We start from the raw sequence: 15,832 nt of genomic DNA, 5'->3' as shown, positions 1-15,832 counted from the left end.
GCTTGCGCCGCCAGACCGTCTTTTCTGAACGATCTACGCCGTGCAGCTGAAAGACATTCTTTGCCAAGTCGACCCCAACGCGGATAATCTTCATGACGGACTCCTTCTTCCTAAACCGGTAGTGTGGAAACTCCAGTTTGGCACTTGCGTGCCCTCAGGGGGAGGAGGAGTCCATCCCATTGCTTTCGACCCGTTGCGGACATTGTTTGATAACTAACGGACGCTCCTGTTTCGCAGCCGTTTCGTAAAGTTCATTCCTAAGGAATTGGCCCACACCCATAAGAAGACTAGCGGCAGGGCGACGATCGCCATTCCATAGGTGTTCAGCAGGAATGGAAGCAGAGCCATCAGTGCAGACAAAAAACTAGCGGTCAAAAAAGCCGTTTTGTGGCTATGAGTCCAAGTCCAGAAGCCGGCAATACCGCCGAATACGCTACCCAAGGCTAGCGCACACAGCACGAAAACACCGCTCGAGGCCTGTGCAAGAGCATCCGTGTACACCCAGAGGAAAAGCAAATGGCTGAGCAGGAATGTGGCAATGAAGACGATAAACGCAGGCATATGGGTTGTCCTTCTACATGGCTCAAGTCACCGTCCGCTGCTGGCCGACACCCGCCGATCTTGAAGCAATCAGTCTACTGAGTTGTTGCTAGATGGGAAAGTTCAATGTATTAAGCTGAGGCGAGCTAAACGTCCGCTCCCGACCGGCCGATTGCAGACGCTAGGAATAGCTCAGTGTACGGCCTTGCTGTTCTGACCACAAGAAAGGGTTTTGTCCGGCCTACTTAGTCCGCAGAGCGGCCTGTCGCGGAGACAATAGCGCTACGGCGGCTCGCCAATACCTGCGCCAGTTTCGCATCCCGCCCATACATATCCGCAGCAAAACGCGCACTGCCGTCGCTGCCAACGCTAGCGGTGGCATAGAAAATCACGACAGGAATCGGACGGGGCAAGTCGACGTGCCGGGTCGGCCCAGGCTGCAGCGCTTCCTGGATCTTGTCCGCGCTCCACGGGCCTTGCTGGCCGAGGACGAACTGGGCCAGGGCGGCCGGATGTTCGACCCGGATGCAGCCGTGCGAGAGGTCGCGGCGGCTGCGCTCGAACACCTCGCGCGCCGGGGTCGAGTGCAGGTAGATGTCCATCGGATTCGGCAGCGCGAATTTGATGGCTCCCAGTGCGTTCTTCGGTCCCGGACGCTGGCGCACGCGCGCCCGGCCCGCCTTCAGGTCCGCCACGCTCGCGCCCGGCGGCACCGTCTCCATCGCGTTTTGCGTGAGGTAGGCAGGATTGCGCGCGAGCTTGGGCAGGATCTCGTTTTCGAGGATGCTGCGCGGGACGTTCCAGTAGGGGTTGAACTCGAGGTAGCGCATCTGCCCGACGAACAGCGGGGTTTCCGTCTTGACCGCAGTGCCGACCACCACACGCATCTCCAGCGGCATCTCGGCACTGCTTCCCTTCTGGAGCGCCCACAGCCGGTACGCCGGCAAGTCGACCACGATCAGCGGGCCAGGCCCGAAATCGGGCAGCCAGCGCAGGCGTTCGAGCGTCAGTGCGAGCTGGCGCACGCGCTGCGCCGGCGTCACGTTCAGCGCATTGATGGTGCCGCGGCCCAGCACACCGTCGTCCAGCAGCCCGTGACGGGCCTGGAAGCGCTCGACGCCTTCCTTGAGTTCCTCGGTATAGATACCGTCGTTTGGCGGCGCCGCGTTCGCCGGCAGGTCGCCCAGCAGCACCAGGCGCTCGAATAGCGTCTTCGCGTCCGGGTAAGCGCCGCCAGGCTTGATCTTTGCGGACGGCAGCGGGAGCGCCGGATACGGCTGCTTGGCCAACGCGCGGTACTGTGCCAGCGCCGCCTTGACCCGTCCGTACTGTTGCATTTTCGGTTCGGCCGCCTGCACCGCGGCCTGCAGCTTGCCGGCGGCCAGCCCGGCGCGCAGGCGCTCGACCGGATCGTACCCCTTCAGGCGCGCATCGGGCAGGCGGGTGTGGTATTCAGAGCGCACACGGCCGACGCGCAGGTCGGCCAGGTAGTGCAGCATCGCCGAGGTGAGTGCGACGTCGAAACGGGCGCTACCGGCGCCGCCCGCGCGCAGCTGCCGCTCCAGCGCATCGCTGTCGTAATCGAGCGGATCGAGGCCCTGCAGCGGAGCCTGGCGCAGCACCCACAAGGCCGCCGCGGCCGTCGAGGGAGTCCAGGCGGGCACATACTTGCGCGGAGCGTAGAACCGGTTCAGCCAGCCGCGTTCGTCGTAGGGGCCCGAGGGCATCGTGGGCGAGCGCGCGGCCTCGACGGCCAGGGTGCGAATGGCGGAGGGAAGCGGCTGGGCAAGCGTGGAACGGGGAAGGAGCACCGCAGCCGCACAGAACGCGAGCGCGGCGCCGAATTTCAGGCTGGGCTTCATCGAAACTTTCAAACTGCGTCAATCTTCGGCATGCATACGTTACCGGTGCGCATGATACCCATCGTGCCGCGCGATGCTCAACACTGTTACAAATAGATGCGAAAGATGTAACGCCTCGGCTAGACTGAAGATCCATTCTTCAGGAGCCTCCATGAGAACGACCGCGATCGCCACCGCCCTCCTCACGTTTGCCGCCTTCTGCGCCGGCAGCGCCTCGGCCCAGCAGGTGAACATCAAGCCAGGCCTGTGGCAGCTCGAGGCCACGGTGCCCGGCAAAGCCCAGGGCAACGCCATGGCCGGCTACATGGAGAGGATGAAGGCGCAGATGGCCAAGATGCTGTCGGAGCAGCGCAAGGAGATCGAAAAGACGATGGCCGACCTCCAGGCCCGCGGCACGGAATTCACAGGCAATGGCATGCGCACCAAAGAATGCATCACCAAGGAAAACATCGCGAAGTTCGATTTGCTGGGCAAGAAGGGACCAGATTCCTGCACCCGGAAAGGAACGCCCACGGTCGGCGGAGTCAACGTCAGCATGACTTGCACGCAGCCCAAGATGCAGGTCGATGCCGCCGTCAAGTTTCAGGGCGACAAAGCCTATACCTTCGAGTCGGTCGCGACGTTGGCGGGTCCCGACGGCAAGCCGATGACCCAGAAGACCAGCGGCTCGGGCAAATGGTTGAGCAGCGATTGCGGCGCGATCAAGCCCTCGTCGATCGACGAATAAGGGTTAGCAACTGAGTCAGGGCCGCGCAGCCAGCACGCGGTAGCGCAGCGCCTCTTCATCCATGCCCAGGTTTTCGTAGAGCACGGTGAGGTTATGGGCGGCGAGGTAGCTGCCGCGTCCGGCCACGGCGCCGTCGAGATCGGCGCGTTCGCCCAGTTCCAGGCAGCGCTGCCAGCAGCCTTCGGCCACGGGCAGCAGTTCGCTCGCCTGCTCCGGAGTCGCGGCGGCCCAGTCGAGCAGCACGTCGCCGAGGACGAAATAAAAATCTGGGGAGGCTTCCCAGCGACTGCCCTCGCCTTCCGCCAGCGCCACCGCATCCGCGTGGCGCCCCGCCTTCTTCAGGCAGAACAGCGTGCGCACGACCAGGTCGTGGCGGTACGCCTCCTCGCCGCAGCAAAGCAGCGCAGCGAGATAGTGCTCCAGCGCCGCCTCATGGGCGCCGTACACTTCCTCGTTCTTGCCGAGCTGGTAGCGCAGATAGGAATCGTCCGGCGCGTCGAGCAGCGCGCGCCGCAGCAGCGCATCGTTGCGGCCGTGCTTGCGCTCCAGGGCGTCGCGGCGGTAGCCGTCGTGGCGCAGGCTCAGGCCGATGCGCCGGCGCGGCAGGTCCGTTACCGGCTGCTCGTGGATGCGGCCGCAATAGCGCACGCCGCGCGGCAACAGGCGCGGCAGCCATTGCACCGCACTCTCCACACGGCCCTGCGAATCGAACTCGCTCGTTACCGGCAGCACGCCGATGCAGGCTCCTGACTCCATGAAGGCGTCGAGCGTGGTGCGCTCGCTGCCGGCGGCGATCCACTCGTCGGCGTCGAGCACCAGGTTCCAGTCGGCGCTTGAATAGTCCAGGGCGGCATTGCGCGCGGCGGAAAAATCGTCGCACCAGTCGAAGGCAAACACGCGGGCGCCATGAAAGCGTGCGATGGCGGCGGTGTCGTCGCGCGAGCCGGTATCGAGGACGACGATGTCGTCCACCAGCGCGCGCGCCGAATCGAGGCAGCGGGCGATGCGCGCGGCCTCGTCGCGCACGATCATGACGAGAGCCAGGCGAATCATCGGGAGGATGGAAAAGAAAAGCCGCCCGGCGTGCGGGCGGCAATCGGAATCAGTAACCGCTCTGGGCGGCGATCGCGGCAAGCTGCTGGGTCATGTAGCTGCTCATGCTCTGCATGTTCACCATCATGGTGTCGAGCGAGGTGAACTGCGCGCGGTAGCGCTTTTCAGTCTGCTCCAGCTGCAGTTCCATGCGCTCTTCGCTCTTGCCCAGGCTGCGGATGGTGTCGTTCAGGCCGTCGGTGCGGGTTTTAAAAATGCCTTTCGAGCCCAGCATGTCCTCGGTCACCTTGGTCAGGCGCGTCGCCACGCCCGAGGTCGACGAGAACAGGGCCGAGACGCCTTCGAAGTTCGAGGCCAGCGCGGCGTCGAGCTTGGCCGGCTTTTCCAGCTTCAGGGTACCGTCGCGCTGGAAGGCGATGCCGATGTCCGACAGGGTCTTGAGGCCGCCGGCGTCGCTCACCGCCTTGCCCAGTTCGGCGCGGATATTGGTCAGGATCGAGCGCGCGGAAGCGTCGCCGTTCAGCACCGCACCGGTCTTGGTGCTGGCGTTGTAGGCGGTCTGCTTGTTCACGGCGGTCGCCAGCGTGTTGTAGGCGTCCACGAAAGCGGAGATGTTCTTGCTGATCGTCGACGTGTCCTTCGCCAGGCTGACCGTTACCGGGCTGCCGACGTTGGTCTGCTGCAGGTTCAGGGTCACGCCCTTGATCGCGTCGGTGACCGTGTTCGAAGGCTTCGAGACGGCGATGCCGTCGATCTTCATCTCGGCGTTCTGCGCGGTTTGCGAGCGCGTCATCGTGCTGGTGACGGCGACGGAATTCGGATCGAGCGGATCGGCCGGGGTCATGGTGGTGTCGAACTGGGCCAGGGTGCCGCTGGCCTTGATGCTGACCGCGTTGGCGGTACCGGTCTGATTGCCGGTGATGACGAGGCGGTCCTGCGTGCCGTCGTTCAGGACGGTCGCGGTGACGCCGGCATTGGCCATGTTGATGGCGCTGCTCAGGCTGGACAGGTTGCCGTCGGTGAGCGACACCGTGGTGGTCTTGCCGCCGATGGTGATGTCCATCGAGCCGCTGCCGCTGAAAGTGGTGCCGGTGGCCACGCCGCTCGAGACCAGCTTGTCGGCGGTGGCCAGCTTGCTCACTTCGACCGAGTAGCTGCCGGCCGCGGCGCCGCCATCCTTGGTGGCGCTGATGCCGACGATGTCCGGCTTGGTCGAGGTGGTGGTCAGCGCGCGCAGGGCGTCGCCGCCCAGGGCCTTGACCGCGGTCTGGAAGGTCGATACCGCGCTTTTCAGGGTGCCGAAGGCGGACAGCTTCGAATTGAAGCTGGCGGTCTTCGACTGCAGGTTGACGAGCGGCTGGCGTTCGACTGACATCAGCGACGTGACGAGACCGTCGACGTCGAGTCCGGACAACATGCCGGCTGCACTAATGGCCATGCGATTCTCCTTTAAGCTTTCTCGCGCAACATCACGCCTTGCATCTGCTCGATCGAGCGCCACAGCTTCAGGGCCTCGACGCTCGGGATCTGGCGCAGTACCTTGTCGGTCTGGGTGTCGACCACCTTGACGACGGTGCGCCCGGTATCCTCGTCGACCGAGAAACGCACGCCCTGCGCATTCGCCTGCGCAACCTTGTTCAGGTCGGCGACGACATTGCCCAGTTCGGCATGGCCGGGCGCCCGGTCCGTTTGTGCCAATGCCGCGCCGGTCGCGGAAGCGACGGGAGCGGCATTGATCGCATACTTCGAGGCCTCGGCAGCCGGCCGCGCCGTGCTGCCGGCGACGGCCGATGGGCTTCCAGCTTGTATTGGTTGCAACATCGGAACACCTCTTTTACAAACGGCTGTGCGGGGCCGAACCCCGCACAGTTGAAACATCGATTATAGCCTTGCTTACCTACCCGGTGATTAGCCGCGCAGCAGGGACATGACGCTGTTCGGTGCCGAGTTGGCCTGGGCCAGCATCGCGGTACCAGCCTGCTGCAGGATCTGCGCGCGGCTCAGCTTCGAGGTTTCCGACGCGTAGTCGGTGTCGGTGATGCGGCTCTTTGCTGCCGACTGGTTCTCGACCGAGGTAGCCAGGTTGCTGATGGCGTAGCCCATGCGGTTCTGGGCGGTACCCAGCGATGCACGCTCGGTGTTCAGGGCTGCCAGTGCGTCATCGATGTTCTTGATGGCGCTTGCAGCGGTCGCTGCGCTGGTGACGGTCACGCTGCTGGCCGAGACGCCGGCGTAGGCGGTGTTCGAACCGAAGGTCACGTCGATCTTCTGGCCCGAGTCAGCACCGACCTGGATCTGCTTGACTGCCGAGGTAGCGGCCAGCAGGGAAACGCCGTTGAACTTGGTGTCCGATGCGATACGGCCGATTTCGGTGTTCAGGGTCGAGATTTCCTTGTCGATGTTCGACCATTCCGTGGTGCCGTTGGTTTCGTTGGCGCCCTGGACTGCCAGTTCACGCATACGCTGCAGTGCGTCCGAGATGTTCGACAGTGCGCCGTCGGCGGTCTGGATCATCGAGATGCCGTCGTTGGCGTTACGCGATGCCTGGGTCATGCCGCGGATCTGGGAATCCATCTTGGTGGCAATCGACATGCCGGCAGCGTCATCCTTCGAGCTGTTGACGCGCAGGCCCGACGACAGGCGCTGCATCGAGGTCGACAGTTCGTTGTTCGACTTGGTCAGGTTGCGTTGTGCGTTCAGCGAGGACAGGTTGGTATTGATAGTCGACATGGTCATTCTCCAGTGGGCAGTTCAGTTTGGTGCTGCTATCAGGGTTCGGTTATTGCTTGCGTCGCTGTTTCAGCTCGCTTGTATTCTTTAACGGAGCCCTCTGCAAAACCTTGAGGATTTTTTTAAAAAAATGTTTGTGAGCAACTTTGCATCTGAAACGGACCGGAATCGTTCTTGCCTGACGCCACACCCGCAACAAGAGCGTTGACGGCATCTCCAGAAAAATATTTAGGGGACTTTCCCCCTCTTGTTCCTCCCTTGCCGATGTTTGCCTGTGGGATACACTCGCCTCTACTTGTACGTCCGCAGAGGAACTCGATGAACAATTTGCCAAAGCGCCGCACCGCCTTCGTGCTGGCTTCGACCGACCACGGCAGCATGCTGGTCAACCGCCACGATTACCGCATGGTCGGCAGCGGCGGCTATGGCGTCGGCTACCAGCTGCTGGAAAAATCCTCGTTCGATGCCGATGAGGTGGGCTTCGTGCTGCAGTTGCTGGAAAGCCGGCGCCGCCATGCCGGCGACGGCCTGATCGCGCTCGACTGCGGCGCCAACATCGGCGTGCACACGATCGAATGGGCGCGCTACATGCATGGCTGGGGCGACGTGCTCGCCTTCGAGGCACAGGAACGGATCTTTTATGCGTTGGCCGGCAACCTCACACTGAACAATTGTTTCAATGCTCGTGCGATCTGGGCGGCGATCGGCGCCGGCAACGGCGCCCTGCGCGTCCCGGTGCCCGACTACCTGGTGCCGTCCAGCTTCGGCAGCCTGGAGCTGCGCCCGGGCGCAGGCACGGAATTCATCGGCCAAGACATCGATTACTCCGACGCGGCGACTCAGACCGTGCAGATGCTGGCGATCGACGCCATGAACCTGCCGCGCCTCGACCTGATCAAGCTCGACATCGAAGGCATGGAACTGGAGGCGCTGCAGGGCGCACGTGAATCGATCGCCCGCCTGAAGCCTTATCTATTGATTGAAAAGATCAAATCGAACGAAGAGGAACTGGTGCGTTTCGTGACCGAACTCGGCTATGTCGTGTTCCCGCTCGGGATCAACCTCCTCGCGGTGCACGCGGCAGACCCGATCGCGGCCGAATTGCGCCAGGCCGCCAACCCATAACAGAACGCGCTTCAACCATGACCACCGTTCAGGATTTCCCCGCCCAGGCCGACGCGCTCTTCGCCGCCGGGCTCGCCGCCCATACCGAAGGCCGCTTCGACGACGCCTTCGCCCGCTACGAAGCCGCCCTTCAGCTCGCGCCTGGCCATTTCGACACGCTGCATCATCTCGGCATCCTCGGCCACGACAGCGGCAACTACGAATTCGCCCTCGAGTTTCTCAGCGAGGCCATCCGGATCGATCCGCAGGTGCCCGCCGCCTATTGCAACCTCGGTAATATCTTCAAGGCCATCGGCGAACGCGACGCGGCGCTCGACAGCTATCGCCAGGCGCTGGCCCTCGACCCGAACCATGTCAACGCGCTGTACAACATGGGTAACCTGCTGCAGGACCTGGGACGTTACGAGGAAGCCCTGGCCAGGTACGACAGCGCGATCAGCCTTGCGCCGCGCGATGCCGACGTCTGGAACAACTGCGCCGCCGTGCTGGAGCGCCTCGACCGCCTGCACGAGGCGCTGCAGGCAGTCGAGCACGCGATCACGATCGCGCCCGGCCATGTGAACGCCCTGACCAACCGCGGGAATATCCTGGTGCCCCTCGGCAGGATCGATGCGGCGCTTGCCAGCTACGAGCAGGCGCTGGCGCTTTCCCCGGACCACATCGAAGCCCACATCAACCTCGGCAGCACCCTGCAGCTGAAGGACGAACATGACCGGGCGCTGGCCAGCTTCGATGCGGTGCTGGCGCTCGATCCGGAGCATGCCGAAGCCCACCATCGCCGGGGCAAGGTGCTGCGTGAGCTCAAGCGCAACGACGAGGCGCTGGCGGCGCTGCAGCGCGCCATCGTGCTCAAGCCGGATGCCGCACCCTTCCGTTGCACGCTGGCCCACCTGGTGCAGGCCATGGGCAATTTCCAGGGCGCGCTCGACTGCTTCGACGCCGCCCTGGCGATCGACGACAGCAACCTGGCGGTGCACAACGACCGCGGCATCGTGCTGCAGCGCCTGCGCCGTTTCGACGAGGCGCTGGCCTGTTTCGAGATGATCCTCGAAAAGGACCCCGAGCATGCCGAAGCCGCGCTCAACCGCGCCAACGTGCTGCAGCGCCTGCTGCGCGTCGAGGAAGCGCTCGCGGCCTACGACGCGATCGTTGCCCGCAAGGGCGAGAGCGCGTCGATCTGGAACAACCGCGGCAACGCCTACGAGGAACTGCGCCGCTTCGAGGAAGCGCTGGCCTGCTTCGATGCGGCCATTGCGCTCAATCCCGACTACGCGACCGCGCACTGGAACCGCAGCCTGCTGAACCTGCAATATGGACGCCTGGGCGACGGCTGGCGCGGCTACGAATGGCGCTGGCAGAACGAATCGCTCGGCTGCTACCGCGAGAAGCGCGATTTCGCCGAGCCGGCCTGGCTGGGACAGGAATCGCTGGAGGGTAAGACCATCCTGCTGTTCGCCGAGCAGGGCCTGGGCGACAGCCTGCAGTTCTGCCGTTACGTACCGCTGGTCAAGGCACGCGGCGCGCGCGTCGTGCTCGAAGTGCAAGGACCGCTGACCAGCCTGCTGGCCGGCCTCGAAGGCGTGGACCAGGTCCTGGGCCGCGGCGATCCGCTGCCGCCCTTCGACTACCAGTGTTCGCTGATGTCGCTGCCGCTGGCCTTCGGCACCGAAGTCGATTCGATTCCAGCCCCGGCGCATTATCTTGCCGCCGATCCCGCGCGCGTGGCCGCCTGGCGCGAACGCCTCGGCCCGCAGGCGCGCCTGCGCGTCGGCCTGGCCTGGAGCGGCAATCCGCTGCACAACAACGACCACAACCGCAGCATCGCCCTGTCCCACCTGGCGCCGCTGCTGGCCATGGACTGCGAGTTCGTCTCGCTGCAAAAGGAACACCGCGAGCAGGATATTCCCGTGCTCGACGCTGCCGGCGTGCAGCGCATGGACGCCCATATCGGCGATTTCGCCGACACGGCCGCCCTGTGCGAACTGATGGACGTGGTGATCGCAGTCGACACCAGCATCGCCCACCTGGCCGGCGCGCTGGGCAAGCCGCTGTGGGTGCTGCTGCCGCACGTGGCCGACTGGCGCTGGCTGACCGAGCGCAGCGATACGCCCTGGTATCCGGCCGGTCGTCTGTTCCGCCAAGGCAAGGTAGGTGACTGGGCGGGCGTGATCGAATCCGTCAAACAGGCACTGGAGAACCTGCCTCACGGCTGAGCGGCGCACCGGATTTGACGATTCGAATTTTACAATTGTGCGCCAATTGCAAAATGGTGCAGGTTCTGGCGTAATGCAGGCTGGATCACGAACCCAACCGTATCGGCGCGATGCGGTCCGACCTGCACATGATGACACCACAGATTCCGGTAGACGAGGCGCGGCGGCTGGCCGCCCTGCATGCGACCAGCCTGTTCGGCACGGGCCCCGAGGAAGCATTCGACCGGATCACGCGCATGGCGTCCAAGCTGCTGCATGTGCCGACCGCCCTGATCTCGCTGGTCGGCGCCGATACCCAGTGGTTCAAGTCGCGCTGCGGCTTTGATCCCCAGTACGGCCCGCGCGACACCTCCTTCTGTGGCCACGCGATCCTGAGCGACGAACCGATGGTGGTCGAGGATGCGAGCAAGGATCCGCGCTTCGCCGATAATCCCAGCGTGCTCGGCACGCCGCACGTGCGCTTCTATGCCGGAATGCAGCTGTACTCCGTCGACCGCGCCAAGCTCGGCACCCTGTGCATCATCGACAGCGAGCCGCGCGCACTCGGCGAGGAGGAGCTGGCCGAGCTGCATGACCTGGCGCGCATGGTCGAGGAACTGATCCACCACCGCCAGCTCGCGATCGCCGCCCAGCAGCTGCACGACGGGCTGCAGCAGAACGCCTCGCGCGCCCAGCTGGCCGCCTCGGCCGGCCAGGTCGAATTCCTTCTCAACCACGACACCCTCACCGGACTGGCCAACCGCCAGGCCCTGCTGGGCACGATCCGCGACCGCATTACCGACTGGCAACAGCGCCAGGTGCCGGCGGCCGTCGCCTGCCTGAACGTCGACCGCTTCAAGCGCGTCAACGACGCCTTCGGCCATGCCGCCGGCGACGAGGTGCTGGTGGCCGTCACCCGCTGCCTGCAGGCCGAACTCGGCGCTGACGATTTGCTGGCGCGCACCGGCAGCGACGAGTTCGTGCTGCTGCTGAGCCCACCCGCCGATGAAGCGGCGCTGCAGGCGCGCCTGGTGCGTCTGCTGGACAGCGTCAACAGCAGCGTGTCCTGGGCCGGCAAGGATATTTCCATCACCTGCAGCATCGGGGTCGCCCGCTTCCCCCAGGATGGCGAGGATGCCGATACCCTCCTTAGCAATGCCAACACGGCCATGCGCCACGCCAAGGAAACCGGCGGCGCGCGCACCCAATATTTCGCGCCGAGCCAGCGGCGCGAACTGGTGCGGCGCATGGCGCTCGAACACCAGCTGCACCGCGCCATCGAACGCGAGGAACTGTTCCTGCAATACCAGCCGAAGATCGACCTGCAAGGCGGCACCCTGGCCGGCTTCGAGGCCCTGCTGCGCTGGCGCCATCCGGTCCATGGCGTCGTCTCGCCCGAGGAATTCGTGCCGATCGCCGAAGAGACGGGACTGATCGTGCCGATCGGCGACTGGCTGGTGCGCACGGCGATCCGCCAGATGGCCGGCTGGCATGCGGCCGGCCTGCCCGAGGTGCCGGTGGCGGTCAACCTGTCGGCGCGCCAGTTCCTGCAGGGCGACGTGGTCGGCCTGGTCGGGGAGATGCTGGCCGAGACGCAGGTCGCCCCGCATTTGCTGGAACTGGAACTGACCGAAAGCCTGTCGATGGCCGATCCCGAGCGCAGCCTGGCGATCATGCGCGAGCTGCGCGAACTGGGCGTCACGCTCAGCATCGACGACTTCGGCACGGGTTACTCGAGCTTCGCCTACCTGAAACGCTTGCCGATCGACAAGCTAAAAATCGACAAGTCCTTTGTCAACGACATGGTGCACAGCAGCGATGCGCGCGCCATCGTCCAGGCTATCGTTGCCATGGCGCATAGCATGCACTTGCACGTGGTCGCCGAGGGCGTGGAGTCGGCGCCACAGGCGCTGGCCCTGCGCGAAACCGGCTGCGACCAGGCCCAGGGCTATTACTACTCCCGTCCGCTCGACGCCGGGGAAGCCGGAAGCTTCCTGGCGCCGGCGCCCGCCGCCAAGGTAGGCATTGCGCGCGGCTGAGGTGTCTTTACAACAGAAACAATTTCTAACAAATCGGAAGGGTGTGCGCCATCAAGGTGTTTATCATTGTGTTAACGCGACACGGGCGACGCATCCACGTCCGGCCGGATGTCGCGTACTGATGATGGCGTGAGTTTCATGATGCAAAGAAGAACCGACGAGCAGACGGCGCTGACTGCCGAATATGCTCTCTACCTGGTGGACATCCGCGGGGTCGAGTTTGCCCTGAACTATCTCGACACCTGCAACGTGTCGCGTTCGATCCTGACACGCGCCTTGCAAAGCCCCGAACTGCGGCGCCATCACGAGCGCCGCCAGCGCCCGCGCAACGACTGATCCTTCTTTCCTCCCTCGATACTGCCGAGCAGCCTGGTCCGTTTCCCTTATCGGTATGACAAAGCCGGAAAAAGCCGGGTATTCCCGTCTCTCAAGTCCGGTTAGAACCTGCCGTTAAGCCAGTAAACTACCCTCGCTGAAGAAAGTCATGCAGGCTCTTGAAGCTTGCGGCGACCGGCTCCGGCACGAACACAGGGGAACGCCCATCGGCGCGGTCCCCACATAGACAGAAGGTTTGGAGGTTCACGATGTTTGGATCGATGCAGCGCGGCGTCAATGCGTACGCCAAAGTAGGAATGGAAACCGCCGTGATTTCGGCTTCGCCCCACAAGCTGATCGTGCTGCTGTATGACGGCGCCATCACCGCGATCAAGAATGGCGCCACTCACATGGCTGCCGGCAACATCATCGAGAAAGGCGCGGCCATTTCGAAAGCGCTGGACATCATCAACAACGGCCTGCGCGCCAGCCTCGACAAGAAGGCCGGCGGCGACATCGCTGCCAACCTGGACGCCCTGTACGTGTACATGACCGAACGCCTCCTGATGGCCAACCTGCAGAACAAGCTCGCGCTGCTGGACGAAGTGCAGACCCTGCTGGTCGACCTGCGCGATGCCTGGAACCAGATCGGCGAAAAGCCGGTGCAGGCACCGTCGATGTCGCAATATCCCGTGATGGCGAGCGCCTGATGATGACCGGCCAGGAAGTGCTGCTCGAATACGCTGCCGTCGCCGACCTGACCGGCCAGATGCTGGCCGCCGCCGAAGCCGGCGACTGGGACCACCTGGTGATCCTCGAACGCGAATGCACGGCCCACGTCGACATCCTGAAAAGCGGAGAAGCGGCGGTCGAACTCAACCCCTCGGGCCGCCAGGCGAAGATCGACTGCATCCGCCGCATCCTGGCCGATGACCGCAAGATCCGCGACCTGACCATGACCTGGATGGCCAAGCTGTCCGCCCTGATCAACAACTCCGGTACCCAGCGCCGCCTCGCCAACGCCTACGGCAGCGTCTGATCTGAGACGCAATGGTCGAGCGCATCCCCAGTCCCGGCCTCAGCGCCCCGCTGCCGGCCCGGGCGGCGCAGGCGCTCGAACGCACCGGAGATCCGCGCCTCGAACTGTTCCAGCGCACCCTGTCCACCCTGCTCGGCAGCCAGCTGCAAGCCTCCGTATTGGGGCGCATGCAGGACGGCAGCTTCATGGTGCGCGTGGCTGACATGCCGGTGCGCATGATGCTGCCGCCGGGCACGCAGCCCGGCACCCAGCTCACCATGACCGTCCTGGCCGCCACGCCCCAGCCGACCTTCGGCCTGGGCGACGCCACCCTGCAGGGCACCCTGGTGCCGCTCAGCGCCAACGCCGCTTCGCTGGCGGCCAGCGTCGCCGCGGCCAGCTCGCGCCTGCTGCAGGCGGGCGGCCAGGCGCAGGCGGCCGACCTCAGTCCGGCCGCACGCCTGCTGGGCCAGGTACTGAAAAGCGCCGCCGGCGCCCCTCCGCTTCCCACCCTGAATCCGGCCACGCCGCTGCTTCCCCAAGGGGCGCCCGACCCGGCGCAATTGGCTGCCCAGCTGCGCCAGGCCGTCGCCAAAAGCGGCCTGTTCTACGAAGCCCACCTGGCCGAATGGGCCGAAGGCAAGCGCCCACTGGCCGAGCTGATGGCTGAACCGCAGGCGTACAAACCGGCCGGCACGCCGCCTACCGACCCGTCCCTGTCGCAACTGATCAACCAGCAGTTGGCGACCCAGGAATCCGGCCAGCTTGTCTGGCAGGGACAGCTGGCGCCGCAGCAGGCGATGCGCTGGGAGATCCGGCGCGAAGAAAACGAGAGCGCCGCACCCGGACGCGAGCAGGATGAAGCCGGCTGGCACAGCGGCCTGCGCCTGCGCTTTGCCCTGCTGGGCGAGGTCGAAGCCAGCGTCAGCCTGCGCGGTTCGCGCCTGCAGATCGAGCTGCTGGCCGAACCGGGCGCCGCCGCCCTGCTGCGCGACAGCACGCCGCGCCTGCAGGAAGCCCTGGCCGCGGCCGGCAGCGAATTGGCGGCGCTGCGCATCGCCGGCCGGGAGGGTGCCGCGTGAACGAACAACGCCAGCGCGCCGTGGCCCTGGCTTATGCCGCCGGCTCCGCCGCCCCGACCGTGGTCGCCAAGGGCCGCGGCCTGGTGGCCGAGCAGATCATCGAGCGGGCGAAGGAAGCCGGCGTGTTCGTCCACGAATCGAAGGAACTGGTGTCGCTGCTGATGGAAGTCGACCTCGACGGCCAGATTCCCCCTGCCCTCTACCGCGCAATTGCGGAACTATTGGCATGGCTATATCATATTGAGTCGGCGCAACAACTCGGCAGGCCTGTTACTGAACTGGCCCCGGCCCCGCCCGACGGCGCCCTTTTTTTAGACTTACCTGCAGATTCACCTGCATTATCGGCGGAACAAAATGCAAGCAATGCATGACGCGGAACTGGACAACTGGCACGACTACGAGGTGCACTCGGCCCGTGAGATCGTGGCGCTGCTGCGCCAGATCGGCGAAAAGAAGCAATTGATCAGGATGAAGATCAAGGGCGAGGCCGACGTCTGCGTCACCTCCATCCTCGAGGTCGACGGCGACGAAGGCGTCTTCGTGCTCGACCGCTCGATCAACCGCGAGCAGAACGAGCGCATCGTGCAGGCGAAAAGCGTGCTGTGCGAAACCTATCTCGACAAGATCCGCATCCTGTTCAGCGTCAGTGGTGTGCAGGAAACCGAATACCGCGGCGCGGGCGCCCTGGCGGCCGACATCCCCGCTTCCCTGATCCGCCTGCAGCGCCGCGAGTTTTACCGCATGCCGACGCCAGTGACGAATCCGGTCCCGGCCCTGGTGCCGATGCCGCTCGACCTGGGCGGCGGCAACGCCACCTTCCCGCTGGCCGACATCAGCTGCGGCGGCGTCGCCCTGCTCGACAACAAGATGATGCTGAATTCGACCATCGGCCAGACGTTTACGAATTGCCGCATCGAACTGCCGGAGATCGGCACCGTCACCACCTCGCTGCAGGTACGCAATGCGCTGGATGTGACCATGCTGAACAACAAGACCAGCCGGCGGATCGGTTGCATGTTCGTCGATATTTCGCGCGGGAACATGGCGGCGGTTCAGCGGTACATCACGAAGCTGGAACGTGAGCGGAATGCGCGATTGGCAGGTTTGTCGTAGGGGCTGTTGAGGCCAATGGCCTCAACGGCGGGTTCA

At 64.6% G+C, this 15,832-nt stretch carries 16 protein-coding genes; 10 read left to right on the top strand and 6 right to left on the bottom strand.

Annotated elements, in window-relative coordinates:
- Positions 1–213 precede the first annotated feature (213 nt).
- Positions 214–561: a hypothetical protein gene (locus C2862_RS23895; RefSeq protein WP_136223374.1), complete on the bottom strand. Its 348-nt coding sequence runs from the start codon at positions 559–561 to the stop codon at positions 214–216.
- A gap of 224 nt (positions 562–785) precedes the next feature.
- The gene (locus C2862_RS23890; RefSeq protein WP_136223372.1) at positions 786–2,402 is read right to left on the bottom strand and encodes a murein L,D-transpeptidase; all 1,617 of its coding nucleotides are present in this window, start codon (positions 2,400–2,402) and stop codon (positions 786–788) included.
- Between the two features lie 151 nt (positions 2,403–2,553).
- Between C2862_RS23890 and C2862_RS23885 the strand changes: the two genes are divergently transcribed.
- Positions 2,554–3,129 carry a DUF3617 domain-containing protein gene (locus tag C2862_RS23885; RefSeq protein ID WP_168710158.1) on the top strand — a complete coding sequence of 192 codons (576 nt, stop codon included), beginning with the start codon at positions 2,554–2,556 and terminating at the stop codon, positions 3,127–3,129.
- A gap of 15 nt (positions 3,130–3,144) precedes the next feature.
- On the opposite strand, the gene C2862_RS23880 is transcribed toward C2862_RS23885, so the two are convergent.
- The 4 genes from C2862_RS23880 to C2862_RS23865 form a co-directional block, all read right to left on the bottom strand.
- Positions 3,145–4,182, bottom strand: coding sequence for a glycosyltransferase family 2 protein (locus tag C2862_RS23880; protein ID WP_136223368.1), 1,038 nt, complete (start codon positions 4,180–4,182; stop codon positions 3,145–3,147).
- A gap of 49 nt (positions 4,183–4,231) precedes the next feature.
- Positions 4,232–5,620: a flagellar filament capping protein FliD gene (fliD, locus tag C2862_RS23875; RefSeq protein ID WP_136223366.1), complete on the bottom strand. Its 1,389-nt coding sequence runs from the start codon at positions 5,618–5,620 to the stop codon at positions 4,232–4,234.
- Positions 5,621–5,631: 11 nt separating this feature from the next.
- Positions 5,632–6,003, bottom strand: coding sequence for a flagellar protein FlaG (locus C2862_RS23870; protein ID WP_136223364.1), 372 nt, complete (start codon positions 6,001–6,003; stop codon positions 5,632–5,634).
- A gap of 87 nt (positions 6,004–6,090) precedes the next feature.
- Entirely contained in the window at positions 6,091–6,912 is an 822-nt protein-coding gene (locus C2862_RS23865; protein WP_136223362.1) for a flagellin, read from the bottom strand.
- Positions 6,913–7,230: 318 nt separating this feature from the next.
- Here C2862_RS23865 and C2862_RS23860 point away from each other — a divergent pair, with 318 nt between their 5' ends.
- From C2862_RS23860 to C2862_RS23820, 9 genes are all read left to right on the top strand, one after another.
- The gene (locus C2862_RS23860; protein ID WP_136223360.1) at positions 7,231–8,037 is read left to right on the top strand and encodes an FkbM family methyltransferase; all 807 of its coding nucleotides are present in this window, start codon (positions 7,231–7,233) and stop codon (positions 8,035–8,037) included.
- Positions 8,038–8,054: 17 nt separating this feature from the next.
- Complete coding sequence (locus tag C2862_RS23855) at positions 8,055–10,250, top strand: tetratricopeptide repeat protein (RefSeq protein ID WP_136223358.1); 2,196 nt, start codon at positions 8,055–8,057, stop codon at positions 10,248–10,250.
- 128 nt (positions 10,251–10,378) lie between these two features.
- The gene (locus C2862_RS23850; protein WP_168710157.1) at positions 10,379–12,268 is read left to right on the top strand and encodes an EAL domain-containing protein; all 1,890 of its coding nucleotides are present in this window, start codon (positions 10,379–10,381) and stop codon (positions 12,266–12,268) included.
- Positions 12,269–12,406: 138 nt separating this feature from the next.
- Positions 12,407–12,604 (top strand): hypothetical protein, encoded by a 198-nt coding sequence (locus C2862_RS23845; RefSeq protein WP_136223354.1) that lies wholly within the window; start codon positions 12,407–12,409, stop codon positions 12,602–12,604.
- A 248-nt stretch (positions 12,605–12,852) separates the two neighbouring features.
- On the top strand, positions 12,853–13,293 hold the full coding sequence (gene fliS / locus C2862_RS23840) for a flagellar export chaperone FliS (protein ID WP_136223352.1): 441 nt from the start codon (positions 12,853–12,855) through the stop codon (positions 13,291–13,293).
- Positions 13,293–13,622: a flagellar protein FliT gene (locus C2862_RS23835; protein ID WP_136223350.1), complete on the top strand. Its 330-nt coding sequence runs from the start codon at positions 13,293–13,295 to the stop codon at positions 13,620–13,622. Before fliS ends, C2862_RS23835 begins: the two co-directional genes overlap by 1 nt.
- An 11-nt stretch (positions 13,623–13,633) precedes the next feature.
- Positions 13,634–14,683 carry a flagellar hook-length control protein FliK gene (locus C2862_RS23830; RefSeq protein WP_136223348.1) on the top strand — a complete coding sequence of 350 codons (1,050 nt, stop codon included), beginning with the start codon at positions 13,634–13,636 and terminating at the stop codon, positions 14,681–14,683.
- A complete protein-coding gene (locus tag C2862_RS23825; RefSeq protein ID WP_136223346.1) occupies positions 14,680–15,054 on the top strand; it encodes an EscU/YscU/HrcU family type III secretion system export apparatus switch protein in 375 nt (124 codons plus the stop codon). Before C2862_RS23830 ends, C2862_RS23825 begins: the two co-directional genes overlap by 4 nt.
- Positions 15,047–15,796, top strand: a complete 750-nt coding sequence (locus tag C2862_RS23820) for a flagellar brake protein (RefSeq protein ID WP_136223382.1) — start codon at positions 15,047–15,049, stop codon at positions 15,794–15,796. Before C2862_RS23825 ends, C2862_RS23820 begins: the two co-directional genes overlap by 8 nt.
- Positions 15,797–15,832 lie beyond the last annotated feature (36 nt).

It is taken from the genome of Massilia sp. Mn16-1_5, assembly GCF_004798585.1.
GTDB lineage: Bacteria > Pseudomonadota > Gammaproteobacteria > Burkholderiales > Burkholderiaceae_D > Telluria.
The sequence above is the reverse complement of the archived record's forward strand: the minus strand, read 5'-3'. Positions and strand labels throughout refer to the sequence as shown.